Genomic DNA, 25,711 nt, shown 5'->3' with positions numbered 1-25,711 from the left:
AGAAAGTTCAGGGGGGCGATGCGGCAATAGGCCATCCGCCGATCACTGGCAAAAGCCGTAGGGTCGGTTAACATGCCTGATTCATTTCTGAAACAAGGCCGTTTCGTGTTCCCTGGCACGCCCCCGTATCCTCGCCTGCTGTTGCTGACCGCCCTGCTGGGCGGGCCGGCCTTGGCAGACGACCTGTTCATCGACAACCAGGACCTGCCGCAGGTTCTGACCGCCACGCGCCTGAAACAATCCCCGGCGGCGGTGCCTGGCAGCATGACCGTGCTGGACAGCGAGCTGATCCGCGCCAGCGGCGCCCGCGATATTCCCGAATTGCTGCGCCTGGTGCCGGGGATGATGATCGGCTACGGCGCCGGCAATCAGTCGACGGTGAACTACCATGGCAGCAATGTCAGCGATGCCCGGCGCATGCAGGTGCTGATCGATGGCCGCTCGGTATACCGCGCGGGCCTGGCCACGGTGGACTGGAGCGATATCCCGGTGGCGATCGAGGATATCGAGCGCATCGAGGTGTTCCGCGGTCCCAACACCGTCAGCTACGGTGCCAACGCGCTGATGGCGGTGGTCAACATCCTCACCCGCAACCCGGCCGACAGCCATGGCACCCGGGTCAAGCTGAGCCGCGGCCAGGATGGCATCAACGATTACTACGCGAGCCAGGGCTTTGGCTGGGACAGCGGCGACCTGCGCCTGTCGCTCTCCGGCCAGCAGGACGATGGCTTCGACCACGACCAGTTCGGCCGCGACTACCGCGACAGCCGCCGGCTCAACCGCGTCAACCTCAACGCCAGCCACACCCTGGCGCCGAACCAGACCCTGGAATGGCAACTGGCGGCCAAGGAGGGCAGCAACCAGCGGCCCTATACCTACCAGCCGGTGTTCGGCAACTACCGGGCCGGCGACAATGCCGATGTCAACGCCAAGGACTACGCAGGTTCGGTGCGCTGGAACATCGACCTGAACCCCGAACACAGCCTGTATGTGCAGGGCTCGGCCCAGCACTTCGACCGCCAGCAGGTATGGCGTGCCTGCGACGCGGCAATCGCCTTCAGCCCGGAGTTGACCCGCCTGTGGCAGCTCGACCCGAACTTCGCCGAGAAGGTCGCGCGCAACCTGTTTACCGGCAACCTGCCCAGCACCACCAACCCTGAGCTCGGCTCGCTGATGAGCCAGGTACAGAACCAGTGGGTCAACGGTGGCCGCAACACGATCTGCGGCGACGTCGACCAGAGCACCCGCGAGACCCGCTACGACCTGGAAATCCAGGACACCCTGAGCCTGACCGACAGCCTGCGCCTGGTCACCGGCATGAACTACCGCTACGACAAGGCCGACTCGCAGACCTACTTCAACGGCAGCATCGATGACCAGACCTGGCGCCTGTTCGGCCAGCTCGAGTGGCGCATCGACGAACACTGGATCGTCCAGGGCGGGGCGATGCACGAGCACTCGCAACTGTCTGGCAACTCGCTCACGCCACGGGTGGCGGTGAACTACCTGATCACCCCGCGCCACGGCCTGCGCGCCGTATATTCCGAGGCGATCCGCTCGCCGGACATGTTCGAGAACAACGTCAACTGGAGCTACACGGTCAAGAACCTCACGCCCAACCGCTACGGCCTGCAGAACGGCGAATATTTCGTCAAGACCCGCGGCCCGGGCAACCTCGACCAGGAACGCATGCGCTCGCGTGAGCTCGGCTACAACGGCTATTTCACCGACATCGACCTGAGCATGGACGTGAAACTGTTCTATGACGAGATCACCGGGATGATCAGTGAGCCGTTGAGGAACAACCAGTACATCGCCAGCAACGCCAACAAGGCGCGCTTCAGCGGCAGCGAGGCGCAGTTCGACTGGCGCGCCACCCAGCGCGATCGCCTGCGCCTGACCTACGCCTACGTCGACGCCTGGGCCAGCAACCCCAACGACCGGCGCCTGAGCGCACGCAACAGCGGTTCGGCCGGCTGGCTGCGCGACTGGGGCGAAGGCTGGTCCAGCGCCCTTTTCTACTACGGTGACGACGCCCTCAATGGTTACCGTTACGAACGGGTCGACCTGCGCCTGGCCAAGCGTTTCAAGGTGCACGGCAGCAACCTGGAGCTGGCCGCGCTGTGGCAGCAGCGCCTGGACGACGAACCGGTCACCCTGGAGCAGAACCGCTACGACAGCCGCCACCGCCTGAGCGTCAGCGCGGAGCTGGAATTCTGATGGTCCGTCTGCTGCGCCTGTTGCTGCTGTGCCTATGGCCCCTGGGATCGCTGTCCGCCAGCGAAATCCTGCTGGTGGGCGCCGAGGACCAGCCCGGCATTCGCAGCTTCGTCACGGCCCTGGAAAAACGTCGCCCCAACGACCAGGTACGGTTCCAGACTGTCGAGCAACTGCCGAGCCCGGGCAAGCTCAAGGCAGACACCCGGCTGATTCTGCTCGACACCCCAGCCCTTGAATGGCGCCTGGGCGAGGCCGTAGGACCGGCAGCGCTGGCGCTGCGGGTCAGTCGGGTCCAGGCCGAACAGCGCCTGGGCGCCTCGCGCCCCGCCTACCTGACCCTGCTCTGGAGCGACCCGCCCCTGGCCCGGCAACTGCGCCTGACCCGATACCTGTTGCCGCAGGCACGGCGCATCGGCGTGCTGTACGGCGAACACAGCCGTTTCTTGCTCGACGAGCTGCGCCAGGCCGCCAGTTCATTGGGCCTGGAAATCGTCGCCCAGGACTGGCCCGACCTGCGCGACAGCCGTCCCCTGCAGGCCCTGCTGGGCAACAGCGACGTGCTGCTCGGCCTGGACGATCCCGACCTGTACAACTCCAAGTCGGCCAAGAACGTGCTGCTCAGCAGCTATGGCCGACAGATGGCGCTGATCGGGCCGAACGTCGGCTTCGTCCGTGCCGGCGCCCTGGCCAGCACCTACAGCGACCAGGACGACTGGCTGGCGGTGCTCGGGCAACTGCTCGACCTGCCTCCAGGCCGCTGGCCGCGCAGCCTCTACCCCGCGCACTTCGGTGTCAGCGGCAACCAGCAGGTAGCTCGCGCCCTTGGCCTGGAGGCGATCGACCCGGTCGCCGCCGCCCTGGCCCTCGCCGAAGGAGCCCCCACCCCATGAGCAAGCGCCTGAGCTGGGACATCCATACCCGTACCCAGATCATCAGCCTGGGCCCCGCCCTGTTGCTGACCCTGCTGCTGATCAGCTTCTTCACCTTCGTGCGGATCCAGGACCTGCGCCAGGAACTCAACCACACCGGGCAACTGATCGCCAACCAGTTGGCGCCGGCCTCGGAGTACGGGGTGATCTCGGGCAACAACGAAGTCCTCGAGAGCCTGATGCGCGCCACCCTGAGCATTCCCCACGTGCGTTTCCTCGAGGTGCAGGACAGCCGCAACCATATCCTGGTGTACGTCGAGCAACCCAACGAAAGCCAAAGCCGCGCCCAGCGTGTCGAGGTGTTCCAGGCGCCGATCCGCCTGCAGCAGATCCGCCTGGACAATGACTTCCTGCAGGGCAAGGCGCCAGCGCCGAACATCGGCGACGACTATCTCGGCCGGGTGATCGTCGGCATGTCCGACGACGCCTTCAGCCAGCGCCAGCAGGAGATCGTGATCAAGGCTGCGATCCTCGCCCTGTTCGCCCTGCTGTTCACCTTCCTGCTGGCGCGGCGCCTGGCCACCAGCCTGTCCAAGCCGATCAGCGACATGGGCCACGCGGTCCGGGCGATCCAGCAAGGCGACTTCAACGCGCCTTTGCCGGTGGTCGACGACAGTGAGCTGGGCCACCTGGCCCGGCACATCAACAACCTGGCCAGCGCCCTTGACCAGGCCGCCCACGAACAGCAACAGGCCATGGGCCAGCTGATCCAGGCCCGCGAAGAAGCCGAGCAGGCCAACCGCGCCAAGTCGGACTTCCTGGCGATGATGAGCCACGAGTTGCGCACCCCCATGAACGGCGTGCTGGGCATGCTGCAGTTGCTCGAGACGACCGAGCTGACCGGCGAACAGGCCGACTACACCGCCGTGGCCAGCGAATCCACCGGCCACCTGCTCAAGGTGATCAACGATATCCTCGACTTCTCGCGGATCGAGCGCACCACCCTGGAGCTGGAACATATCGACTTCAACCTCGGCGAGCTGATCACCAGCAGCGTGCAGTCGTTCCAGCACAGCGCCCAGCAGCGCAACCTGGACCTGCGCCTGCAACTGCAGCCGGGCATGAACTCGCTGCAGGTGGTGGGCGATCCGACGCGCATTCGCCAGATCCTGCTGAACCTGGTGGGTAACGCACTGAAGTTCACCGAGCGCGGCGAGGTGGCCATCGAGGCCCGCTGGCAGGTGCTCGATCGCCAGTTGATCTGGCTGACCTGCACCGTGCGCGACACCGGCATCGGCATCGACAGCAACCGCCTGGAGATGATGTTCGTGGCCTTCCAGCAAGCCGACAACACCATCTCCCGGCGCTATGGCGGCACCGGGCTGGGCCTGTCGATCGCCCGCACCCTGGCCGAGCGCATGGGCGGCCAGCTGCGCGGCGAGAGCCGCGAGGGGCTGGGCTCGACCTTCACCCTGGAAATGCCACTGGCCCTGGCCAGCACCCCCGCCACCCTGCCCGTTGCGCCCCAGGACAGCGCGACAGGCAAAGGCGGCGGGCGAGTGCTGCTGGTGGAGGACAACCCGGTCAACCAGAGCGTCATCGAGGCGATGCTGCGCAGCCTCGGTTTCGAGGTGAGCCTGGCGATGGACGGCGCCCAGGCCGTCGACCTGGTCGGCCAGCAACGCTTTGCCGCCGTGCTGATGGATTGCCGCCTGCCGCATGTCGACGGCTACGAGGCCACCCGGCGCATCCGCCAGCTGCCGGGCAGCGCGGGCCTGCCGATCATCGCCCTGACCGCCAGCGCGTTGCAGGGCGACCGCGAACGCTGCCTGGCCGCCGGAATGAACGATTACCTGAGCAAGCCGTTCAAACGCACCGATCTGCAACGCATCCTGCAACGCTGGTTGCCGGGTCGGACAGCCGCGACTGGCGATAAATGCTAAAGTGCGGCAGTCTTAAGGACTGGACAGGACCGCCGCAGGGCCGGAAAATAACATTTCAGTGCACACCTGTACTTCTTTTGCCAGGTGCGCTGTGACTTTCACCACAACGCAATAGTCTACCTGTAGGCTGCCGCCTCGAATGCCAAGCGCTTCGGGCCGGCCGGGAAGATTCATCCCCTGCCGCAGGGGGTTATTGAGGAGCTCGCATGACCAAACAACACGCCTTTACTCGGGAAGACCTGCTGCGCTGCAGTCGCGGTGAGCTGTTCGGCCCCGGTAATGCGCAACTGCCCGCCCCGAACATGCTGATGGTCGATCGCATCACCCATATCAGCGAGGAAGGCGGCAAGTTCGGCAAAGGTGAATTGGTCGCCGAGCTGGATATCAATCCGGACCTGTGGTTCTTCGCCTGCCACTTCGAAGGCGATCCGGTGATGCCGGGCTGCCTGGGCTTGGACGCCATGTGGCAGCTGGTCGGTTTCTTCCTCGGCTGGCAGGGCCTGCCGGGCCGTGGCCGCGCCCTGGGTTCGGGCGAAGTGAAATTCTTTGGCCAGGTCCTGCCGGAAGCCAAGAAAGTCACCTACAACATTCATATCAAGCGCGTCCTGAAGGGCAAGCTGAACATGGCCATCGCCGATGGCTCGGTCAGCGTCGACGGTCGCGAGATCTACACCGCCGAAGGCCTGCGGGTCGGCGTGTTCACCTCCACTGACAATTTCTAAGGGTTATTCGCATGCGCCGCGTCGTGATCACTGGTCTGGGCATCGTATCGTGCCTGGGCAATGACAAAGCTACCGTCACCGAAAACCTGCGCAACAGCCGTCCGGGTATCCGTTACAACCCGGAATACAAGGAAATGGGGCTGCGTAGCCAGGTTTCCGGTTCCATCGACCTCAACCTCGAAGAGCTGATCGACCGCAAGGTCTATCGCTTCGTCGGCCACGCCGCCGCCTATGCGTACCTCGCCATGCAGGACGCGATCAAGGACGCCGGCCTGACCGAAGAGCAGGTTTCCAACCCGCGCACCGGCCTGGTTGCCGGCTCCGGCGGTGCTTCCACCCTGAACCAGATGGAAGCCCTGGACACCCTGCGCGAAAAAGGCGTCAAGCGCGTCGGCCCCTACCGTGTCACCCGCACCATGGGCAGCACCGTGTCGGCGTGCCTGGCCACCCCGTTCAAGATCAAGGGCATCAACTACTCGATCTCGTCGGCCTGCGCCACTTCCGCACACTGCATCGGCACCGCCCTGGAGCAGATCCAGTGGGGCAAGCAGGACATCGTCTTCGCCGGTGGCGGTGAAGAAGAGCACTGGAGCCAGTCGTTCCTGTTCGACGCCATGGGCGCCCTGTCGACCAAGCGCAACGAAACCCCGGAACTGGCCTCGCGCGCCTACGACGCCGACCGTGACGGCTTCGTCATCGCCGGCGGCGGTGGCATGGTGGTGGTCGAGGAACTGGAACATGCCCTGGCCCGTGGCGCCAAGATCTATGCCGAGATCGTCGGCTACGGCGCGACTTCCGACGGCTACGACATGGTCGCCCCGAGCGGCGAAGGCGCGATCCGCTGCATGCAGCAGGCGCTGTCCACCGTCGACACCCCGATCGACTACCTGAACACCCACGGCACCTCCACCCCGGTCGGCGACGTCGCCGAGATGAAGGGCGTGCGTGAAGTGTTCGGCGACAAGGCACCGAAGATCAGCTCGACCAAGAGCCTGTCGGGCCACTCGCTGGGCGCCGCGGGCGTGCACGAGGCGATCTACTGCCTGCTGATGATGGAGAACAACTTCATCGCCGGCTCCGCCAACATCGACGAGCTGGACCCGGAAGTCGCCGACCTGCCGGTGCTGCGCAAGACCGAAGAGAACGCCAAGATCGACACGGTCATGAGCAACAGCTTCGGCTTCGGCGGCACCAACGCCACCCTGGTGCTCAAGCGCTGGACTGGCAAGTGATCGGCTGATCCGCTGAACGAGAACGCCCGGACCAAAGTCCGGGCGTTTTTTTGTGCCCCGCGATGGCCCTTATACCGAAAACCGCTGTACCAGGGTGTTCAGGTCCACCGCCAGCCGCGACAGCGCCTGGCTCGCGGCGGACGTTTCTTCGGCCCCGGCCGAGGACTGGTGCGCCAGGTCGCGAATGGTGGTCAGGTTGCGGTCCACCTCCCGCGCCACCTGGGCCTGCTGCTCCGAGGCACTGGCGATCACCAGGTTGCGCTCGTTGATCTGGCCGATGGCCGCTGCGATCGCTTCCAGCGCCTGGCCGGCGGCATGGGCGCCGTCCAAGGTCGAACGGGCCTGGGCGTCGCTGTGCTGCATGCCCTGCACGGCCCGCTCGGCGCCGCTGCGAATAGCCACGATCATCTGCTCGATCTCCTGAGTCGAGGTCTGCGTGCGGTGGGCCAGCGCCCGCACCTCGTCAGCGACCACGGCGAACCCACGCCCGGCCTCGCCGGCCCGCGCCGCCTCGATAGCAGCGTTTAGCGCCAGCAGGTTGGTCTGCTCGGCGATCGAGCCGATCACATCCAGCACCTTGCTGATGTCGTGCACCTGCTGGGCCAGTTGCCCCACCTCTTCGGCGTTGCCCGCCACGCCATTGGCCAGCGCCTCGATGGCAGTGACCGTGGCCTGCACCTGCTCGCGCCCACGGCGGGCGATCTGGTCGGACTCGCGGGAAGCCTCCGAGGTGGCCACCGCATTGCTCGCCACCTCCTCCACCGCCGCCGTCATCTGGTTCACCGCGGTCGCGGCCTGCTCGATCTCCATGCTCTGCTGCTGCAGGCCGCGGGTGGCGTCTTCGGTGACCGCGCTCAGCTCTTCGGACGCCGAGGCCAGCTGGCTGGCTGAATCGGAAATCCGCCCGATGGTCTCGCGCAGGCTCTGCTGCATGCTCTTGAGCGCCGCCAGCAGGCGCGCCGGCTCATCGTCGCCCTGCACGGTGATCTGCGGCGTGAGGTCGCCCGTGGCGACCGTCTCGGCCACCTTCAGCGACTGCCCGAGCGGTCGCACGATGCTGCGGGTCAGGGCCAGGGCGAGCACCACGGTGAGGCTCAGGGCGATCACCAGCAGCACGCCGACCCAGACCTTGGCGCCGTTGTACACGGCCTCGGCCAGGTCTGTGGCGGAGTTGGCCTGGTGGTTGTTCAGCTCGATCAGCTCGTTGAGCGTGGCGGTCATCTGGTCGGCCAGCTGGTTCATCTCGCCGTTGACCAGCACCGCTGCGTCCTGAACATGCCCATCGGTGGCCAACTGCACCACCTGCCCCTGCAAGGTCATGTACTGGCGCTCCAGGACCTGGTAGCGGTCGAACAAGGTCCGCTCCTCTGGCAGCACGATCAACCCATCGTAATGGTTCTGAGCCTTGCTCAGGCCGCCCTTGATTTCTTCGATGCGGGCACGGTTCTGCTGCTGGGCGGCCGGGTCGGTGTTGACCAGCAGGCGCAGGGTCAAGGCGCGGATGCGCAGCATGTCCTGGGTCATGCTGCCCACCGAGATCACGCTCGGCAGCCAATTGTTGTCGACCTGCTCGGACTGCTGGCGCATGCTGGTCATCTGCTGCAGCGCGAAGCCGCCCAGCGCCACCACCAGCAGCGCCATGATGCCGAAGCCCAGGCCCGCGCGCGGGGCGATATTCAAGCGTCTCAGGCTCATTTCCAGGATCCCTCCCAAAAGCGTTGTTCCGTCGCTTAATGAAGGTATCGGGCCGCCTGGAAATTGCGTAAGACGAAAACGCGATATCAAAAAGCTATCCACTGCTATAACGCGCTACTTCGCTGCTTTTGGCAGCAGATTGACAAAATTCGTCCGACTCACCTGCTCCGCAACCGCTGCCGGCAAGGCATCAAGGAAGGGGTCGAAACCGTGCATCTGTTCACCCAGGCTGTCGAACTGCCCTACCAGGTCGGAGCCGAGCACGAAACGCTGAGGGAAGCGTTCGACCAGCGCCACCCAGTCCTGGCGCGGCACACCCTGCGGATCAAGCAGGTAGGGCTTGAGCACGCTCCAGGACAGGTCGACATACAGGTTCGGGTAGTCCTCCAACAGCCGCGTCAGCACCGGCAGGAGAAAATCCATCTGTTCCTGATGTCGATGGATCTCCAGACTGCTGCCGGCGTGGGCCCAGATGAAGCGAGTATGCGGATGGTTGCGCAGTGGTTCTTCGATCTCGGCCAGGTAAAGCGGGTTGCGCTCGCGCTTGGAGGTGATGTTCGAATGCAGTAGCACCGGCAGGTCGCGCTCGGCAGCCAGGTGATAGATGCGGGTCATGGCTTCGTTGTTGGCCCGCGGCGTGTCGCCGCTGGTCAGGGCGGTGAGGTCGTCGTGGCGGGTGAACACTTCGCCAATGCCCTGCCACAACCCCGGATAGAGGTCGAGCATGCGCTCGATATGATTGACGGCGTTCTTGTCCACCGGATTGAAGCCGGTGAGGAACGGGTGAAAGCGACGGCGTTGCTGCGCTGGCAGCTTCTGCAACGCGGCGGCGACATACAGGTCGGTGGCGCTGTACCAGTAGGCGTCTGCGTCATCCCCGGCGTAATAACGCGGGCGCTTGGGCTCGTCCTCGTGCCATTTCTTCGCCACCGCAATGCCGGAGATCATCGACTGCTCCACACCGGCCGCGTCCATGGCCTTGAGCAACGCCGGCATGCCCTCGGTCTCCTGGAAAAAGTCCACGTAGTGCAGGTGCGCGTCGCTGTAGCGGTAGTCGCGGGCCTGCGCGGAATCGAACAGGCCTGCGCTCAACAGCAGGCAAGCCAGTGTGCGGGCGATCATTGGAGCCTCCTTTTGCCATCCCCGCCAGAGTAGACCGGGCAGCGCCCGCGACGGTTCAGCCACGGACGGCGAAACGCTATGCTTGCAGGCATCCCTCAAGGAGTGTCGCCATGAGCAGTCCCCTGGTCATCCGCCCACGTGCCGAATCGGTCGAGGGCCAGCCGATCCTGCGCCCGCTGCCATCGGCGCAGTGCCGCAGCGTCGGCCCCTTCGTGTTCTTCGACCATATGCTGGAAACCGACTACGCGCCGGGCCATGGCATGGACATTCGCCAGCATCCGCATATCGGCCTGTCCACCCTCACCTACCTGTTCGAGGGTGAAATCCAGCACAAGGACAGCCTGGGCTCGGACCAGCGCGTACAGCCGGGCGATGTCAGTTGGATGACCGCCGGCGCCGGCGTGGCGCACGTCGAGCGAACGCCGGCAGAAGCATTTCGCAAAGGCTCGCGCCTGCATGGGCTGCAGGTATGGCTGGCTTCCCCGCAAAGCGCCGAACAAGGGCCGGCAAGCTACAGCCATCACCCGGCGGCCAGCCTGCCGCTCAGCGACAGCCTGGGCGTGCAGATCCGCATGATTGCCGGCAAGGGTTTCTGCCTGGAATCCCCCGTGCCAGTGCTCTCCCCGACACTTTATGCCCATGTGCGCATGCAGCCGGCCACCACCCTGATCGTGCCGACGGAACACGCACAGCGCGCGCTGTATCTGCTCGAAGGTGAGTTGCTGCTGGATGGCGAGGACGTCGAGCCATGCAGCCTGGTCGTGCTGCCTGAGGGCGAAGCGGTGAGCTTGTATGCCGAGGAGGAGTGCCAGCTGGTGCTGATCGGCGGCGCGCCGCTGGATGGTCCGCGGCGGATGAACTGGAATTTCGTGGCCAGTGATCCGGCCTTGATCGAGTCGGCGCGGGCGCGCTGGGCGGCTGGGGATTGGCCGGTGGTGCCGGGGGAAAGCGGGCGGATCGAACTACCGCGCTAAACTGGGGCCGCTTTGCGGCCCCTGAGCGTTCAGCCTGCGAACACTTCCTTGAGCAAGTTATGCATCGAGCGGAACGCCCGCTCCGACGTACGCCGGTCATACTGCATCTTGCCCGGCACATTGGCGTTCGGATCGGTGAACGAATGCACCGCGCCGCCATAGCTGAGCAATTGCCAGTCGACCTTGGCCGCGTTCATCTCGGCCTCGAAAGCCGGTAGCTGTTCCTTGGGCACCAGCGGATCGGAAGCGCCATGCAGCACCAGCACCGAACCCTTGATGCGCTTGGCATCCTCGGGGCTTGGCGTGTCCAGGGTGCCATGGAAGGAAACGGCGGCCTTCAGGTCGGCGCCGGAGCGGGCCAGCTCCAACGCGCAGCAGCCACCGAAGCAGAAGCCGAAGGTGGCCACCTTGCCAGGCTCCAACAAGGCCCTAGACTGCCCCAGCAGCTGCGCCAGCGCCTCCTGCATACGCTTGCGCAGCTCGGCGCGATCATTTTTCAGCGGCATCATCGCCGCGCCCGCCTCGTCGGCATTGGACGGGCGCACCGACTGGCCGTACAGGTCGGCGATCAACACCACATAGCCTTGCTCGGCCACTTCCTTGGCGATACGTTCGGCGCCCTCGCCGATACCCATCCAGTTCGGCGCCATCACCAGGCCCGGCTGGGGCAGCGCGCCCTGGGTGTAGACCAGGCGGCTTTCGTAGGCTTTGCCTGACAGGTGATAGACCAGCGATTCGACGATGACCTTGCTCATTCAGCTCTCCTTGGGCTTCACGGGTCAGCACATGATAGATGCATTCCCAGCGCCCCCCATTCTCACCAGAAAGAAAAAGCCCGCCGAAGCGGGCTTTGTCTGCGTCAGATCAAGCGGACAGCTCGACCAGCAGCTTGTTGAGGCGACGCACATAGGCCGCCGGGTCCTTCAGGCTGTCGCCGGCCGCCAGGGCCGCCTGGTCGAACAGGATGTGCGAAAGCTCGGCAAAGCGGTCTTCGCTCTGCTCGCCATCGAGCTTCTCGATCAGCGGGTGGGTCGGGTTGAACTCGAAGATCGGCTTGGACTCGGGCACCTTCTGCCCGCTGGCTTCGAGGATCTGGCGCATTTGCAGGCCCAGGTCCTGCTCACCGATGGCCAGGATCGCCGGCGAATCGGTCAGGCGGTGCGAGACACGCACTTCGGCCACGCTGTCACCCAGCGCGCCCTTGAGGCGCTCGACCAGGCCTTCCTTGTCCTTGGCGACTTCTTCCTGGGCCTTCTTGTCCTCTTCGGAATCCAGCTTGCCCAGGTCCAGGTCGCCACGGGCGACGTCGACGAAGGCCTTGCCATCGAACTCGCTGAGGTAGCTCATCAGCCACTCGTCGATGCGGTCGGTCAGCAGCAGCACTTCGATGCCTTTCTTGCGGAAGACCTCCAGGTGCGGGCTGTTCTTGACCTGGGCGTAGGATTCGCCGGTCAGGAAGTAGATCTTGTCCTGGCCTTCCTTGGCGCGGGCCAGGTAGTCGGCCAGGGCAACGCTCTGCTCGCCGCTGTCGTCGTGGGTGGAGGCGAAGCGCAGCAGGCCTGCGATCTTCTCCTTGTTGGCGAAGTCCTCGGCCGGGCCTTCCTTCAGCACCTGGCCGAAGTTCTTCCAGAAGCCCTTGTACTGCTCGGGCTCGTTCTTCGCCAGCTTCTCCAGCATGTCCAGCACGCGCTTGGTCAGCGCGGTCTTCATCGAATCGATGATCGGATCCTTCTGCAGGATCTCGCGGGAAACGTTAAGCGACAGGTCGTTGGAGTCGACCACACCCTTGATGAAGCGCAGGTACAGCGGCAGGAACGACTCGGCCTGGTCCATGATGAACACGCGCTGCACGTACAGCTTCAGACCGCGTGGCGCTTCGCGCTGGTACAGGTCGAACGGTGCGCGGGCCGGCACGTACAGCAGCGAGTTGTACTCAAGCTTGCCTTCGACCTTGTTGTGGCTCCAGGCCAGCGGGTTCTCGAAGTCATGGCCGATGTGCTTGTAGAACTCCTGGTACTCCTCATCCTTGACCTCGGTGCGCGAACGGGTCCACAGGGCGCTGGCGCGGTTGACGGTTTCCCACTCCTGGGCCGGCTGCTCTTCGCCTTCGGCAGCCGCTGGTTGCTCCTTCGGCAGCTCGATCGGCAGGGCGATGTGATCGGAGTACTTCTTGACGATGTTGCGCAGGCGCCAGCCATCGGCGAACTCGTCCTCGCCCTTCTTCAGGTGCAGGACGATACGGGTGCCGCGCTGCGGCTTGTCGACGGTGGCGACCTCGAACTCACCCTCGCCCCTGGACGACCAGTGCACGCCTTCGGCGGCCGGCAGACCGGCGCGACGGCTGAACACGTCGACCTTGTCGGCGACGATGAACGCGGAATAGAAGCCCACGCCGAACTGACCGATCAGGTGCGAATCCTTCTTCTGGTCACCGGTGAGGTTCTTCATGAAGTCGGCGGTGCCGGACTTGGCGATGGTGCCCAGGTGGGCAATGACGTCTTCGCGGCTCATGCCGATGCCGTTGTCCTCGAGGGTCACGGTATTGGCGTCTTTGTCGAAGCTCAGGCGGATTTTCAGCTCGGCGTCGCCTTCGAGCAGCTCAGGCTTGGCCAGGGCCTCGAAACGCAGCTTGTCGGCGGCGTCGGAAGCGTTGGAGATCAGCTCGCGCAGGAAGATCTCCTTGTTCGAATACAGGGAATGGATCATGAGGTGCAGCAGCTGCTTTACCTCGGTCTGGAAGCCCAGGGTTTCTTTTTGAGTCTCCACACTCATGGTCTTCAAACTCCAATCTGTTGGTTGTTGACGCCTGGCGGCCGTCGGGCCTGCTTTTGATGGCGGATGTCCAGCAGATGGGGGCACCCCTGACTATTTCAAGGGCTTTTCCGGTTCGATCTTGAAATGCGCGCGCGCCGTGGCGATCGGCGTGTCGCGATCGCCCTGCCAGGCGGTGATGGCGACGTTGGTCACCCGCCGCCCCTGGCGCCATAGCTGGCACTGGGCGTAGGTGTCGCGAAAATGCCCGGCGCGCAGGTAATCGATGGAGAAATCGATGATCTTCGGGATGCTCGCGCTCTCGCTGAAGATCAACAGGTACAGTGCCGCGGACAGCTCCATGAAGCCGGCAATCACGCCACCATGGATCGCCGGTAACAACGGGTTGCCGATGTTGTCAGGATTGGCCGGCAGGCGGAACAGCAGGTCGTCGCCGTGGCGCTCGCATTCGATGCCGATCAACCCGGCATACGGGATCAATGCCAGCAATGGCTGGTAATCGCCGCGAGCATGGGCCCGGTTCAACTGTTGACGGATATCGGCGGGGATCACGCGCGGCCCTCCTTGAGGCTGTTGCCGAAGCGAATGCCGCCCTTGACGTCCTGCCCCAGGCGCATGAAGGTGCCGACCACCTGGCAGATCGGCTGCGCGGGGTCGTCCTGGTAGGCAGTGCCGCGGGTGAAAATGACATCGCGGGTCACCCGGTAGCACTGGGCATGGCCGAAGATGTCCTTGCCGGCCTCGGCCGGGTGCATGTAGTCGATGCGCAGGTCCAGGGTCGGGCACACCTCGAAACGCGGCAACGCGCAGAGCGTGGCCATGCCGCAGGTGGTGTCCATCAGCGTGGTCAGCACCCCGCCGTGCACCGCGCCGTTCTGCGGGTTGCCGACAATGGCCGGTGACCAGGGCAGCACCAGCGTCATGCCGTCGGCGTCGGCGTGGTGCACGCGCATCTGCAATACCTGGCAATGTTTCAACGCCGAGAGAAAACGCTCGGCCATCGCCATCAATGGCGTCTCGTTCATTGTCCCTCGCTTCATAAAATAGATAAAAAGTCCATATAGGTCGGGCAGTTATATATCTGTAACCTTTGTGGAACTTCTTCGCAGACGATGAACTCGAAGGTACACGTAAAGTTATTCCACCCAGGAGAAACACCCCATGCGTAAACCTTTTGCTTTTGCTCTGATGCTGGCCGCTGCCATGGGCCTGGCTGCTTGCGATAAAGCGAGCGAAGACAAAGCCCAGGACGCACAGCAACACGCCGAGCAAGCCCAGGAAAAGATGGGCGAAGCTCAGGATAAGATGAACGAAGCCGCCAAGGAAAACGCCGAAGCCGCCAAAGATCAGGCCGAAGCGCAGCAGAAGGCCGCCGAGGAGGCCGCGCCCTCCACCCCAGCGCCGACCACTGCGCCTGCCGAGCCTGCCAAGCAGTAATCGCACCATACAAAAAAACCCGACAATGTCGGGTTTTTTTGTATCTACCACTTACGCTAAAAGGTTTCAGCCAGCAATACCGGAAGCGTCCTTGCCCGGCTCTACCGACACACTTTCCGTCGGTGTGAACACCATCACTTCCAGTACATGGGAATGGAACTCGCGGCGATACAGGATGAATACAACGCCGACACTCATGACCATGAACAACCAAGGGCTGATGAACCAACTCAGCATGGCCATGCCGAAGTAGTACGAACGCAATCCCAGGTTGAACTGGTTGGCGGCCAACGACAGTACGCGTGCGGCCCGAGAGGCGAAGGCCTTGCGCTCGAGTTCGTTGACCAGGCGCTCGCCGATCATCGGCGCCGAACCCACCAACACAGCGGCGAAGTTGTATTGGCGCATGCACCAGCTGAAGGTGAAGAAGGCGTAGACGAACACCATCGCCAGGCACAGCAACTTGATTTCCGACATCCCTTGCGAGGCCTGCTGCACCAATGGCAGGTCGGCCAGCAGCGACAGCGCGCGATCCGACGCTCCGAGCACGGTGAGGATACCGGCGAGGATGATCAAGGTACTGGAGGCGAAGAACGACGCGTTGCGCTCCAGGTTGCCGATCACGCTGGCATCGGCGATTCGGTTGTCGCGCAGCAGCATGCGGCGCATCCAGTCTTCGCGGTACAGGTGCAGCACGCTGGCCAGGCACGCCGTGTCGCGGCCTTTCCAGATGGCGTAGCGGGTGTAGCCGCCCCAGCAGATGGCGAACCAGCAGGCGGCAAGGAGGTTGCCCAGGTTGTTTTGGATGAAGCTCATGCAGCAGTCCCGTCAAAGAGAAACAGACCGGTTTTCGACGCCCGGATTCGGCAAAAGACACGCCCTCGCCACGATAGCGTCGGTACAGCCGACAAAAAACCCCGCGCCTTTCGGCAGCGGGGTTTCGATATCCACCATCGGCAAGCGCCCTTCAGCTTGTGGCCAGCGCCCTGCCCTTGAGGTTTCAATCCATCAGGCCAGCGCCTCGCGCGGCTTGCCCAGCATGCGATCGCAGACCACGGCGGCGGCCAGAGTGACCACCGAAGGCACCAGCCAGGCCATGCCTTCGTTGCTGAACGGCAGGTGAGCCAGGGCGTCAGGCAGTACGTGGGCAAAGCTGCTGCCCTTGATCGCGTCGACAACGCCGAACACCAGCGACACCAGCATGACCGGGGCCAGGATACGGGTCGGCGAATTCCACAGGTCTTTCACAAAGCTCAGGCCCACGACCACGATGCACGGCGGGTAGATCGCCGTCAGCACGGGAATCGAGAACATGATCAGCTTGGTCAGACCCAGGTTGGAGATCAGCAGCGAGAAGCCGGCCAGGATTACCACAAGGGCACGGTACGACAGCGGCAGGATCTGGCTGAAGTACTCGGCGCAGGCGCAGGTCAGACCAACAGCGGTCACCAGACAGGCCAGTGCGATCAACACGGCGAGGAAGCCGCTGCCCAACGAACCAAAGGTGTGCTGCACGTAGGCATGCAGGACCATCGCGCCGTTGGTGGCGTCGGCGGCGATGTCATGGCTGCCCGCGCCAAGGCGGAACAGGCTGACGTACACCAGCACCAGGCCGACACCGGCAATCAGGCCGGCGATGATGGCATAACGGGTGATCAGCTTCGGCGACTCGACGCCACGCGAGCGGATGGCGTTGACGATGACGATACCGAAAACCAGGGCGCCCAGGGTGTCCATGGTCAGGTAGCCATCGGAGAACCCTTTGGAGAACGCGGCGGCGGCATAGGCAGGCTGGGCCTCGCCAATGGTGCCAGCCGGCAGGGCGAAGGCCGCGATGCCCAGCACTGCCAGGGCGATGATCTTCAATGGCGCGAGGAAACGGCCCACGGTGTCGAGCAGCTTGCCCGGATACATGGACACGGCCAGTACCACGGCGAAGTACACGATGCTGTAGATAAGCAGCGCCGTCGGGCTCTCGCCGGTCAACGGCGCAACGCCCACTTCGAACGACACGGTCGCGGTACGCGGGGTGGCGAACAGCGGACCGACCGAGAGGTAGCACACGGCCGCCAGCAGGCCGCCGAAGAACTTGCCGATCGGGCTGCTCAGGGCATCCATGCCGCCACCGACCTTGGCCAGCGCGACCACGGTGATGACCGGCAGGCCCACGGCGGTGACCAGGAAGCCGAGTGCGGCCATCCACACGTTCGGACCGGACTGCAGGCCGACGATGGGCGGGAAGATGATGTTGCCGGCGCCGACGAACAGCGCGAACGTCATAAAGCCAAGCGCCAGGATATCCTGGCCTTTTAACACTTTCATTTAAGGAAATACCACACTGCTGAAATCGGGAGTCGGAGGGGATTTCCCACAGGATGAAGGGAAATGCTGCCCGGCTTGGTGAGCCAGACCCGTTTAGCGTGTCGTTCCCTTTTGGGGTACGGGCACAGAGTGAACGCGTAGCCTACCTGTTTTGCCTGACAAACGCACTGGCACAGTGCTGCTTGTCCGATGTGCGTATGTGTTTGTCGTCTGGTTGAACGTGTTCGGCGACAATTTATTGCGGATTTGAGTGGATGTCTGGTTGAAAATCCTGATTGAGGTGATCGAGTTTTCCTAGCCTTTACTGAGCACGTGCGGGAGCGGCCTTGCCGACCGGTCCGACGCCTCGGCAAGGCCGCTCCCACAAAAACGCGATCGCGGATGACTCGAATAAAAACGACAAAGGCCACCCGAAGGTGGCCTTTGTGCGCGTGGGGGGTACTGCGTGTTACTTACTTCTTGACTTCCCAGCCAGTCAGCTCGGCCAGGGCCTTGCCGATGTCAGCCAGGGAACGCACGGTTTTCACACCGGCGTCCTGCAGGGCGGCGAACTTCTCGTCCGCAGTGCCCTTGCCACCGGAGATGATGGCGCCAGCGTGGCCCATGCGCTTGCCCGCAGGTGCGGTAACACCGGCGATGTAAGAGACAACAGGCTTGGTCACGTTGGCCTTGATGTAGGCCGCGGCTTCTTCTTCAGCGGAACCGCCGATCTCACCGATCATGACGATCGCTTCGGTCTTCGGGTCTTCCTGGAACAGCTTCAGGATGTCGATGAAGTTGGAGCCCGGGATCGGGTCACCGCCGATGCCGACGCAGGTCGACTGGCCGAAGCCGGCGTCGGTGGTCTGCTTCACAGCTTCGTAGGTCAGGGTACCGGAACGCGAAACGATACCGACCTTGCCTGGCAAGTGGATGTGGCCTGGCATGATGCCGATCTTGCACTCGCCCGGGGTGATGACACCTGGGCAGTTAGGGCCGATCAGGGTCACGCCCAGCTCGTCGCACTTGACCTTGGCGTCCAGCATGTCGAGGGTAGGAATACCCTCGGTGATGCAGACGATCAGCTTGATGCCACCGAAGGCGGCTTCCAGGATCGAGTCCTTGCAGAAAGGAGCTGGTACGTAGATGACCGACGCGTCAGCGCCGGTGGCTTCCACGGCTTCTTTCACGGTGTTGAACACCGGCAGGCCCAGGTGGGTGGTGCCACCCTTGCCCGGGGTGACGCCGCCGACCATCTTGGTGCCGTAGGCGATGGCTTGTTCGGAGTGGAAAGCACCCTGCGAGCCGGTGAAGCCCTGGCAGATGACTTTGGTGTCTTTATTGATCAGGACGCTCATTACTTGCCCTCCGCAGCTTTGACAACTTGTTGAGCAGCGTCGGTCAGGCTGGTTGCCGCAATGATGTTCAAACCGCTTTCTGCCAGTACTTTAGCGCCCAGTTCGGCGTTGTTGCCTTCGAGGCGAACGACAACCGGAACCTTGACGCCGACTTCTTTCACAGCGCCGATGATGCCTTCGGCAATCATGTCGCAGCGAACGATGCCGCCGAAGATGTTGACCAGAACGGCCGCGACATTGCTGTCGGACAGAATGATCTTGAACGCTTCGGTAACGCGCTCCTTGGTAGCGCCGCCGCCCACGTCGAGGAAGTTGGCTGGCTTGCCACCGTGCAGGTTGACGATGTCCATGGTACCCATGGCCAGGCCGGCACCGTTGACCATGCAGCCGATGTTGCCTTCGAGGGCAACGTAGTTCAGTTCGAACTTGGCGGCGTGGGCTTCACGGGCGTCGTCCTGCGACGGGTCGTGGAAGGTCTTCAGCTTCGGCTGACGGTACATGGCGTTGGCGTCGATGTTGATCTTGGCATCGAGGCAGTGCAGGTCGCCGTCGGCCTTGATCACCAGCGGGTTCACTTCCAGCAGGGCCAGATCGTGATCCTTGAACAGCTTGGCCAGGCCTACGAAGATCTTGGCGAACTGTTGGACTTGCTTGCCTTCCAGACCCAGCTGGAACGCCAGTTCACGACCCTGGAACGGCTGAGCGCCGACCAGCGGATCGATGGTGGCCTTGAGGATCTTCTCAGGAGTCTCGTGAGCGACTTTCTCGATGTCCACGCCACCTTCGGTGGAGGCCATGAACACGATGCGACGGCTCGAACGATCGACTACAGCGCCCAGGTACAGCTCTTTGGCGATGTCAGTGCAGGATTCGACCAGGATCTTGGAAACTGGCTGACCGTTGGCGTCGGTCTGGTAGGTGACCAGGTTCTTGCCCAGCCACTGAGCAGCGAAGGCCTTGGCGTCTTCCTTGCTGCGAACCAGCTTGACGCCGCCCGCCTTGCCGCGACCACCGGCGTGGACCTGGGCTTTGACGACCCACTCGTTCCCGCCGATCTTGTCGCAGGCTTCTGCAGCTTGCTCAGGGGTATCGACAGCGAAACCCTTGGAAACTGGCAGGCCGTACTCAGCGAACAGCTGCTTACCCTGATACTCGTGAAGATTCATGCTTTTTACCGTCTTCGTTAGGTACTGCGCTTCGGCGCTGCGCCATTAATGGCGCCGCACCACCTGTGACCGTTGACCCCGGGTTTTCCCGTGTGATCCGGTCCGGCGGACGTTCCGCGGTGAGTCTTGCACGCAAGACCCACGACGGGCAGCCCGCCGTGGTTTCTTATAATTAACGCTTCTTACGGTTGGCGACGTGAATGGCACCGCCATTCACCGCCAGCGCTGCTTCATGCAACGCTTCGGACAGGGTCGGATGGCTGAAGACCATCATGCCCAGGTCCTCGGCACTGGTGCCGAATTCCATTGCGATCGCGCCTTGCTGAACCAGCTCGGCAGCCGAAGGGCCGATCACGTGAACGCCCAGTACGCGGTCGGTCTTGGCATCGGCGATGACCTTGACGAAACCACCGGTGTCGTTGGCCGCCATCGCACGGCCGCTGGCCGCGAACGGGAAGGTGCCCACGTTAACCTCAACGCCTTCGGCTTTCAACGCCTGTTCGGTCTTGCCGACCCATGCGATTTCCGGGTGGGTGTAGATGACCGATGGGATCAGGTCGTAGTTCATCTGGGCTTTGTGGCCCTTGATGCGCTCAACGACCATGATGCCCTCTTCCGAGGCCTTGTGCGCCAGCATCATGCCGCGTACCACGTCACCGATGGCATAGACGCCCGGAACGCTGGTGGCGCAGTGATCGTCGACGAAGATGTAGCCACGCTCGTCGATGGTCACGCCGCTGTCGGCGGCCAGCAGGTCGGTGGTCACCGGACGACGGCCGACTGCGACGATCAGCTTGTCGAAGGTGATCTTCTGCTCGCCTTCGGCGTTGGTGTAGGTGACTTCGACTTCGTTGCCGTTGACTTTCGAGCCGGTGACGCGAGCGCCCAGCTTGATGTCCAGGCCTTGCTTGGTCAGGGTCTTCTGGGCTTCTTTCGACACGGCGGTGTCGGCAGCCATCAGGAAGGTGTCCAGGGCTTCCAGGACGGTGACTTCGGCACCCAGGCGAGCCCATACCGAGCCCAGCTCCAGACCGATCACGCCGGCACCGATGACGCCCAGGCGCTTCGGTACGCTCTGGAATTCCAGGGCGCCGGTGGAATCGACGATGACGTTCTGGTCGACCGGAGCCGGCGGAATGTCGATCGGACGCGAACCGGAGGCCAGGATCACGTTCTCGGCCTCGATGACTTCGGTGGTGCCGTCAGCCTTGGTGACTTCGACTTTCTTGCCGGCCAGCAGCTTGCCGTGGCCCTGGATCGAAGTGACGCCATTGGCCTTGAACAGGGTGGCGACGCCACCGGTCAGGTTCTTGACGATGCCGGCCTTGCGGCCAACCATCGCGGCAACGTCCATCTTCACTTCGCCAGTGGAGATACCGTGCACGTTGAAGCTCTCTTTGGCTTCCTTGTACTTCCAGGAGCTGTCCAGCAGCGCCTTGGACGGAATGCAACCCACGTTCAGGCAGGTGCCGCCCAGGGCCAGCTTGCCCTCGGCGTCGGTGTATTTCTCGATACAGGCAGTCTTCAGACCGAGTTGGGCAGCCTTGATGGCGGCAACATAGCCGCCAGGACCTGCACCAATCACCACTACGTCGAATTTCTGGGTCATAAAAGATTCCTTTTTAGCTTCAAGCGGCAAGCTGCAAGCTGCAAGACCCGCGCGCTTCGACTTGAAGCTTGCGGCTTGCGGCTTGCAGCTGCGCGATTAGATGTCCAGCAGCAGGCGAGACGGATCTTCCAGCAGGTTCTTGATGGTCACCAGGAAGGTTACCGCTTCCTTGCCGTCGATCAGGCGGTGGTCGTAGGACAGCGCCAGGTACATCATCGGGCGGATCACCACCTGGCCGTTGATGGCCATCGGGCGCTGGATGATGTTGTGCATGCCCAGGATCGCGGCCTGCGGCGGGTTGACGATCGGGGTCGACATCATCGAGCCGAAGGTACCACCGTTGGTGATGGTGAAGGTACCGCCGGTCATCTCTTCGATCGACAGTTTGCCGTCACGGGCTTTCTTGCCGAAGGTGGCGATGCCGTTCTCGATTTCAGCCAGGCTCATCGATTCGGCGTTGCGCAGTACCGGTACCACCAGGCCACGGTCGCTGGAAACAGCGACGCCGACGTCGGCATAACCGTGGTAGACGATGTCGTTGCCGTCGATCGAGGCGTTGACTGCCGGGAAGCGCTTCAGCGCCTCGGTGGCGGCCTTGACGAAGAACGACATGAAGCCCAGGCGCACGCCGTTGTGGGTCTTCTCGAACAGGTCCTTGTACTTCGAACGCAGGGCCATGACTTCGGTCATGTCGACTTCGTTGAAGGTGGTCAGCATGGCCATGCTCGACTGGGCTTCGACCAGACGCTCGGCGATCTTAGCGCGCAGACGGGTCATCGGCACACGCTTCTCGGTGCGGTCGCCAGCGGCGACGACGACCGGGGCAGCGGCAGCAGCGGCCGGCTTGGCAGCCGGTGCGGCGGCAGGGGCCGACTTCTTGTTGGCGACGGCGGCGACGACGTCTTCCTTGGTGATGCGACCGCCCTTGCCGGTGCCGGCAACGGTAGCCAGGTCGATGCCGTTCTCTTCAGCCAGCTTGCGCGCGGCTGGCGCGGCGACCGGGTCGTCTTCGCCAGCGTCGGCGGCAGCGGCGGCCGGTGCGGCGGCAGGGGCAGCAGCAGCGGCCGGAGCAGCGGCGCCAGCGCCACCTTCGACGATCGAGCCCAGCACTTCGTCGGACAGGACGGTGTCGCCCTCGCCCTTGACGATGGCGCCCAGCACGCCGTCGGCGGTGGCCAGGACTTCCAGGACGACCTTGTCGGTCTCGATGTCGACGATCAGCTCGTCACGCTTGACGGCGTCGCCCGGCTGCTTGTGCCAGGTGGCAACGGTGCCATCGGCAACCGATTCCGGGAAGGTTGGGGCTTTGATCTCGATAGCCATTATCTGTGTTTCCTTAAATTCGGTTTCAGGTGCGCGAAGGCGTTAGACAGTGAAGGCGTCTTGCAGCAGTTTTTCCTGCTGTTCGGCGTGCTTCGATGCGTAACCACAGGCTGGCGCGGCGGAAGCGTCGCGACCGGCGTATTCCAGGACCAGCGCCTTGTTGTGGCGGCCCAGGATACGGCGCATGTGGTGCTGGCTGCTGTACCAGGCGCCCTGGTTCATCGGCTCTTCCTGACACCACACTGCGTGCTTGAGGTTGGTGTAAGGCGCGAGAATTTCGACCAGGTCGTCCTCAGGGAACGGATACAGCTGCTCGATACGCACGATGGCAATATCTTCGCGGCCTTCGGCACGGCGTTTTTCCAGCAGGTCGTAGTAGACCTTGCCACCGCACAGGACCAGGCGCTCGACCTTGGCAGGATCCAGGGTGTCGATTTCCGGGATCACGGTCTGGAACGAGCCATCGGCCAGGTCTTCCAGGGTCGAGATGGCCAGCTTGTGGCGCAGCAGCGACTTGGGCGTCAGCACGATCAGCGGCTTGCGCAGCGGACGGATGACCTGGCGACGCAGCAGGTGGTAGATCTGTGCCGGGGTGGTCGGTACGCAGACCTGGATGTTGTGCTCGGCGCACAGCTGCAGGTAACGCTCCAGACGCGCGGAGGAGTGCTCCGGACCCTGGCCTTCATAGCCGTGCGGCAGCAGCATGGTCAGACCGCACAGGCGGCCCCACTTGTGCTCGCCGCTGGTGATGAACTGGTCGATCACCACTTGCGCACCGTTGGCGAAGTCGCCGAACTGGGCTTCCCAGATCACCAGCGCGTTCGGCGTGGTGGTCGAGTAGCCGTATTCGAAGGCCAGCACGGCTTCTTCCGAGAGGAAGGAGTCGTACAGCTCGAAGCGCGGCTGGCCCGGGAACAGGTTCTTCAGCGGCACGTAGGTGCTGGCGTCCTTCTGGTTGTGCAGCACCGCGTGACGGTGCGAGAAGGTGCCACGGCCGATGTCCTGGCCGGTCATGCGGATCGGGTGACCTTCGAACTGCAGGGTGGCGTAGGCCATGGTCTCTGCATAACCCCAGTTGATCGGCAAGCCACCGGCCTGCATCTTCTGGCGATCTTCGTAGATCTTCGCGACCTGGCGCTGAACGACGAAACCTTCAGGCAGCTCGAGCAGCTTGGCCGACAGCTCCTGCAGGGTCTTGAGGTCGAAGCGGGTGTCGTGACGCGCGGTCCAGGCATGACCCAGGTACGGACGCCAGTCGACGAACAGCTCGCGGTTCGGCTCCTTGACCAGGCTCTTGACCACGTGCAGGCCGTTGTCCAGGGCGTTGCGGTACTCGTCGATCTTGGCCTGGGCGCGTTCGGCATCGATGCGACCGGCGCTGATCAGTTGCTCGGCGTACAGCTCACGGGTGGTGCGCTGTTTGCTGATCTGCTGGTACATCAAAGGCTGGGTGCCGTTCGGCTCGTCGGCCTCGTTGTGGCCGCGACGACGGTAGCAGACCAGGTCGATGACCACGTCACGCTTGAACTGCATGCGGTAGTCGATGGCCAGCTGGGTGACGAACATCACCGCTTCCGGATCGTCGCCGTTCACGTGCAGGATCGGCGCCTGGATCATCTTGGCAACGTCGGTGGCGTACTCGGTGGAGCGCGCGTCCAGCGGGTTGCTGATGGTGAAACCGACCTGGTTGTTGATCACGATGTGCACGGTGCCGCCGGTCTTGAAACCGCGGGTCTGCGACATCTGGAAGGTTTCCATGACCACACCCTGGCCGGCGAACGCTGCGTCACCGTGGATGGAGATCGGCAGAACCTTGTCGCCAACGGTGTCGTTGCGGCGATCCTGGCGGGCGCGAACCGAACCTTCCACCACTGGCGAGACGATTTCCAGGTGGGAGGGGTTGAACGCCATGGCCAGGTGGACTTCGCCACCGGGGGTCATCACGTTGGAGGAGAAGCCCTGGTGATACTTCACGTCACCGGAGCCCAGCTCGTTCATCTTCTTGCCTTCGAACTCGTCGAACAGCTCGCGCGGGTTCTTGCCGAAGGTGTTGACGAGCACGTTCAGACGGCCACGGTGGGCCATGCCGATCACGACTTCCTTGGTGCCGTAGGAGCCGGAGCGCTGGATCATTTCGTCCAGCATCGGGATCAGGCTTTCGCCACCTTCGAGGCCGAAGCGCTTGGTGCCCGGGTACTTGGTGCCCAGGTACTTCTCCAGGCCCTCACCGGCCGTGACGCGCTCGAGCAGGTGAGCCTGCACGTCGGCGGAGAATTCCGGACGGCCACGCACGCTTTCCAGGCGCTGCTGGAACCAGCTGCGCTGCTCGGAATCGACGATGTGGGTGAACTCGGCGCCAATGGTGCGACAATATGTCTTCTGCAGCGCTTCGAAAATTTCGCGTAGGCTCGCTTCCTCTTTGCCGATGAACAGGTCGCCGGCACGGAAGGTCGTATCAAGATCGGCATTGGTCAAGCCGTAGTGATTGATCGACAGGTCTACGGGCGCAGGACGCTGCCACAACCCCAACGGGTCGAGCTTGGCAGCCTGATGGCCGCGCATACGATAGGCCTGGATCAGTCGCAGCACTTCAACCTGCTTCTTCTCGTGTTCACTGCTCACGCTCCCGGCGGATACCGGTTGGGCGCGGCGCTGGTTCTTTGCCAGCAGTACGAAATGGTCGCGGATCGTCGAGTGCGATACATCGGTAGCGGTGCTGCCGTCGGCGGGCAACTTCTGGAAGTAAGTGCGCCACTCTTCTGGCACAGCGTTAGGGTCGTGCAGGTAGAGCTCATAAAGCTCTTCCACATATGCAGCGTTACCACCTGAAAGGTGGGCGCTATCCCACATGCGCTGCATCACGCTTTCTTGCATGCTTGGTCACCCTCGGTTAGGGGACTGATCGGCGAGAGCCACAGCAAACCTGGAAAAGTCCGAACACAGCGACTGAACCACGCCACCTGGATCC

Annotated in this window: 20 protein-coding genes and 1 pseudogene; 7 read left to right on the top strand and 14 right to left on the bottom strand. The window is 63.4% G+C overall.

Going from position 1 to position 25,711, the window contains the following annotated elements; translation table 11 throughout:
• Nucleotides 1-72 precede the first annotated feature (72 nt).
• The 5 genes from K5H97_RS08870 to fabB all read left to right on the top strand — a co-directional run bounded on the left by K5H97_RS08870 (nt 73) and on the right by fabB (nt 6,986).
• A complete protein-coding gene (locus K5H97_RS08870; protein WP_175406160.1) occupies nt 73-2,220 on the top strand; it encodes a TonB-dependent receptor plug domain-containing protein in 2,148 nt (715 codons plus the stop codon).
• Nucleotides 2,220-3,110 carry an ABC transporter substrate-binding protein gene (locus K5H97_RS08865; protein WP_028690475.1) on the top strand — a complete coding sequence of 297 codons (891 nt, stop codon included), beginning with the start codon at nt 2,220-2,222 and terminating at the stop codon, nt 3,108-3,110. Before K5H97_RS08870 ends, K5H97_RS08865 begins: the two co-directional genes overlap by 1 nt.
• The gene (locus tag K5H97_RS08860) at nt 3,107-5,032 is read left to right on the top strand and encodes a response regulator (protein ID WP_028690474.1); all 1,926 of its coding nucleotides are present in this window, start codon (nt 3,107-3,109) and stop codon (nt 5,030-5,032) included. Before K5H97_RS08865 ends, K5H97_RS08860 begins: the two co-directional genes overlap by 4 nt.
• A 206-nt stretch (nt 5,033-5,238) precedes the next feature.
• On the top strand, nt 5,239-5,754 hold the full coding sequence (fabA, locus tag K5H97_RS08855; RefSeq protein ID WP_028690473.1) for a 3-hydroxyacyl-[acyl-carrier-protein] dehydratase FabA: 516 nt from the start codon (nt 5,239-5,241) through the stop codon (nt 5,752-5,754).
• Between the two features lie 11 nt (nt 5,755-5,765).
• Nucleotides 5,766-6,986: a beta-ketoacyl-ACP synthase I gene (fabB, locus tag K5H97_RS08850; RefSeq protein ID WP_028690472.1), complete on the top strand. Its 1,221-nt coding sequence runs from the start codon at nt 5,766-5,768 to the stop codon at nt 6,984-6,986.
• A gap of 69 nt (nt 6,987-7,055) precedes the next feature.
• Here the strand turns inward: fabB and K5H97_RS30155 are convergent, their stop codons facing one another.
• From K5H97_RS30155 to K5H97_RS08840, 3 genes and pseudogenes are all read right to left on the bottom strand, one after another.
• The gene (locus K5H97_RS30155; RefSeq protein ID WP_408634423.1) at nt 7,056-7,796 is read right to left on the bottom strand and encodes a methyl-accepting chemotaxis protein; all 741 of its coding nucleotides are present in this window, start codon (nt 7,794-7,796) and stop codon (nt 7,056-7,058) included.
• 114 nt (nt 7,797-7,910) lie between these two features.
• Nucleotides 7,911-8,681: pseudogene (locus K5H97_RS30150) on the bottom strand (MCP four helix bundle domain-containing protein); the annotation flags it as partial.
• A gap of 114 nt (nt 8,682-8,795) precedes the next feature.
• Nucleotides 8,796-9,803, bottom strand: coding sequence for an amidohydrolase family protein (locus tag K5H97_RS08840; RefSeq protein ID WP_028690470.1), 1,008 nt, complete (start codon nt 9,801-9,803; stop codon nt 8,796-8,798).
• Between the two features lie 110 nt (nt 9,804-9,913).
• On the opposite strand from K5H97_RS08840, the gene K5H97_RS08835 reads away from it, so the two are divergent.
• Nucleotides 9,914-10,777: a pirin family protein gene (locus tag K5H97_RS08835; protein ID WP_028690469.1), complete on the top strand. Its 864-nt coding sequence runs from the start codon at nt 9,914-9,916 to the stop codon at nt 10,775-10,777.
• A 29-nt stretch (nt 10,778-10,806) separates the two neighbouring features.
• On the opposite strand, the gene K5H97_RS08830 is transcribed toward K5H97_RS08835, so the two are convergent.
• The 4 genes from K5H97_RS08830 to K5H97_RS08815 form a co-directional block, all read right to left on the bottom strand.
• A complete protein-coding gene (locus K5H97_RS08830; protein WP_028690468.1) occupies nt 10,807-11,532 on the bottom strand; it encodes a dienelactone hydrolase family protein in 726 nt (241 codons plus the stop codon).
• 109 nt (nt 11,533-11,641) lie between these two features.
• Entirely contained in the window at nt 11,642-13,549 is a 1,908-nt protein-coding gene (gene htpG, locus K5H97_RS08825; protein WP_028690467.1) for a molecular chaperone HtpG, read from the bottom strand.
• A 93-nt stretch (nt 13,550-13,642) separates the two neighbouring features.
• Nucleotides 13,643-14,101, bottom strand: a complete 459-nt coding sequence (locus K5H97_RS08820; protein WP_028690466.1) for a PaaI family thioesterase — start codon at nt 14,099-14,101, stop codon at nt 13,643-13,645.
• Nucleotides 14,098-14,574: a PaaI family thioesterase gene (locus K5H97_RS08815; RefSeq protein ID WP_028690465.1), complete on the bottom strand. Its 477-nt coding sequence runs from the start codon at nt 14,572-14,574 to the stop codon at nt 14,098-14,100. The genes K5H97_RS08820 and K5H97_RS08815 overlap by 4 nt, the downstream gene beginning before the upstream one ends.
• A 136-nt stretch (nt 14,575-14,710) precedes the next feature.
• Here K5H97_RS08815 and K5H97_RS08810 point away from each other — a divergent pair, with 136 nt between their 5' ends.
• On the top strand, nt 14,711-14,986 hold the full coding sequence (locus K5H97_RS08810) for a hypothetical protein (RefSeq protein ID WP_028690464.1): 276 nt from the start codon (nt 14,711-14,713) through the stop codon (nt 14,984-14,986).
• 66 nt (nt 14,987-15,052) lie between these two features.
• Here the strand turns inward: K5H97_RS08810 and K5H97_RS08805 are convergent, their stop codons facing one another.
• The 7 genes from K5H97_RS08805 to K5H97_RS08775 all read right to left on the bottom strand — a co-directional run bounded on the left by K5H97_RS08805 (nt 15,053) and on the right by K5H97_RS08775 (nt 25,617).
• Nucleotides 15,053-15,802, bottom strand: a complete 750-nt coding sequence (locus K5H97_RS08805) for a DUF599 domain-containing protein (protein WP_028690463.1) — start codon at nt 15,800-15,802, stop codon at nt 15,053-15,055.
• Between the two features lie 192 nt (nt 15,803-15,994).
• Nucleotides 15,995-17,308 carry a branched-chain amino acid transport system II carrier protein gene (brnQ, locus tag K5H97_RS08800; protein ID WP_028690462.1) on the bottom strand — a complete coding sequence of 438 codons (1,314 nt, stop codon included), beginning with the start codon at nt 17,306-17,308 and terminating at the stop codon, nt 15,995-15,997.
• A 452-nt stretch (nt 17,309-17,760) separates the two neighbouring features.
• Complete coding sequence (sucD, locus tag K5H97_RS08795) at nt 17,761-18,645, bottom strand: succinate--CoA ligase subunit alpha (protein ID WP_028690461.1); 885 nt, start codon at nt 18,643-18,645, stop codon at nt 17,761-17,763.
• Complete coding sequence (gene sucC / locus K5H97_RS08790) at nt 18,645-19,811, bottom strand: ADP-forming succinate--CoA ligase subunit beta (protein WP_003254205.1); 1,167 nt, start codon at nt 19,809-19,811, stop codon at nt 18,645-18,647. Before sucC ends, sucD begins: the two co-directional genes overlap by 1 nt.
• 172 nt (nt 19,812-19,983) lie before the next feature.
• Nucleotides 19,984-21,420, bottom strand: a complete 1,437-nt coding sequence (gene lpdA, locus K5H97_RS08785; protein WP_028690460.1) for a dihydrolipoyl dehydrogenase — start codon at nt 21,418-21,420, stop codon at nt 19,984-19,986.
• Between the two features lie 96 nt (nt 21,421-21,516).
• Nucleotides 21,517-22,743: a 2-oxoglutarate dehydrogenase complex dihydrolipoyllysine-residue succinyltransferase gene (gene odhB / locus K5H97_RS08780; RefSeq protein ID WP_028690459.1), complete on the bottom strand. Its 1,227-nt coding sequence runs from the start codon at nt 22,741-22,743 to the stop codon at nt 21,517-21,519.
• A 42-nt stretch (nt 22,744-22,785) separates the two neighbouring features.
• Entirely contained in the window at nt 22,786-25,617 is a 2,832-nt protein-coding gene (locus tag K5H97_RS08775) for a 2-oxoglutarate dehydrogenase E1 component (RefSeq protein WP_028690458.1), read from the bottom strand.
• Nucleotides 25,618-25,711: the final 94 nt, after the last annotated feature.

Origin of the sequence: Pseudomonas mosselii (assembly GCF_019823065.1) — a bacterium.
Lineage (GTDB): Bacteria > Pseudomonadota > Gammaproteobacteria > Pseudomonadales > Pseudomonadaceae > Aquipseudomonas > Aquipseudomonas mosselii.
This window is presented reverse-complemented; position numbering and strand designations above follow the sequence as displayed.

What these genes read in the sequence shown, in the direction of transcription:
- K5H97_RS08870 (WP_175406160.1), top strand. Translation starts at nt 73, where the DNA reads ATGCCTGATTCATTTCTGAAACAAGGCCGTTTCGTGTTCCCTGGCACG.
- K5H97_RS08865 (WP_028690475.1), top strand. Translation starts at nt 2,220, where the DNA reads ATGGTCCGTCTGCTGCGCCTGTTGCTGCTGTGCCTATGGCCCCTGGGA.
- K5H97_RS08860 (WP_028690474.1), top strand. Translation starts at nt 3,107, where the DNA reads ATGAGCAAGCGCCTGAGCTGGGACATCCATACCCGTACCCAGATCATC.
- fabA (WP_028690473.1), top strand. Translation starts at nt 5,239, where the DNA reads ATGACCAAACAACACGCCTTTACTCGGGAAGACCTGCTGCGCTGCAGT.
- fabB (WP_028690472.1), top strand. Translation starts at nt 5,766, where the DNA reads ATGCGCCGCGTCGTGATCACTGGTCTGGGCATCGTATCGTGCCTGGGC.
- K5H97_RS30155 (WP_408634423.1), bottom strand. Translation starts at nt 7,796, where the DNA reads ATGGAGATCGAGCAGGCCGCGACCGCGGTGAACCAGATGACGGCGGCG.
- K5H97_RS08840 (WP_028690470.1), bottom strand. Translation starts at nt 9,803, where the DNA reads ATGATCGCCCGCACACTGGCTTGCCTGCTGTTGAGCGCAGGCCTGTTC.
- K5H97_RS08835 (WP_028690469.1), top strand. Translation starts at nt 9,914, where the DNA reads ATGAGCAGTCCCCTGGTCATCCGCCCACGTGCCGAATCGGTCGAGGGC.
- K5H97_RS08830 (WP_028690468.1), bottom strand. Translation starts at nt 11,532, where the DNA reads ATGAGCAAGGTCATCGTCGAATCGCTGGTCTATCACCTGTCAGGCAAA.
- htpG (WP_028690467.1), bottom strand. Translation starts at nt 13,549, where the DNA reads ATGAGTGTGGAGACTCAAAAAGAAACCCTGGGCTTCCAGACCGAGGTA.
- K5H97_RS08815 (WP_028690465.1), bottom strand. Translation starts at nt 14,574, where the DNA reads ATGAACGAGACGCCATTGATGGCGATGGCCGAGCGTTTTCTCTCGGCG.
- K5H97_RS08810 (WP_028690464.1), top strand. Translation starts at nt 14,711, where the DNA reads ATGCGTAAACCTTTTGCTTTTGCTCTGATGCTGGCCGCTGCCATGGGC.
- K5H97_RS08805 (WP_028690463.1), bottom strand. Translation starts at nt 15,802, where the DNA reads ATGAGCTTCATCCAAAACAACCTGGGCAACCTCCTTGCCGCCTGCTGG.
- brnQ (WP_028690462.1), bottom strand. Translation starts at nt 17,308, where the DNA reads ATGAAAGTGTTAAAAGGCCAGGATATCCTGGCGCTTGGCTTTATGACG.
- sucD (WP_028690461.1), bottom strand. Translation starts at nt 18,645, where the DNA reads ATGAGCGTCCTGATCAATAAAGACACCAAAGTCATCTGCCAGGGCTTC.
- sucC (WP_003254205.1), bottom strand. Translation starts at nt 19,811, where the DNA reads ATGAATCTTCACGAGTATCAGGGTAAGCAGCTGTTCGCTGAGTACGGC.
- lpdA (WP_028690460.1), bottom strand. Translation starts at nt 21,420, where the DNA reads ATGACCCAGAAATTCGACGTAGTGGTGATTGGTGCAGGTCCTGGCGGC.
- odhB (WP_028690459.1), bottom strand. Translation starts at nt 22,743, where the DNA reads ATGGCTATCGAGATCAAAGCCCCAACCTTCCCGGAATCGGTTGCCGAT.
- K5H97_RS08775 (WP_028690458.1), bottom strand. Translation starts at nt 25,617, where the DNA reads ATGCAAGAAAGCGTGATGCAGCGCATGTGGGATAGCGCCCACCTTTCA.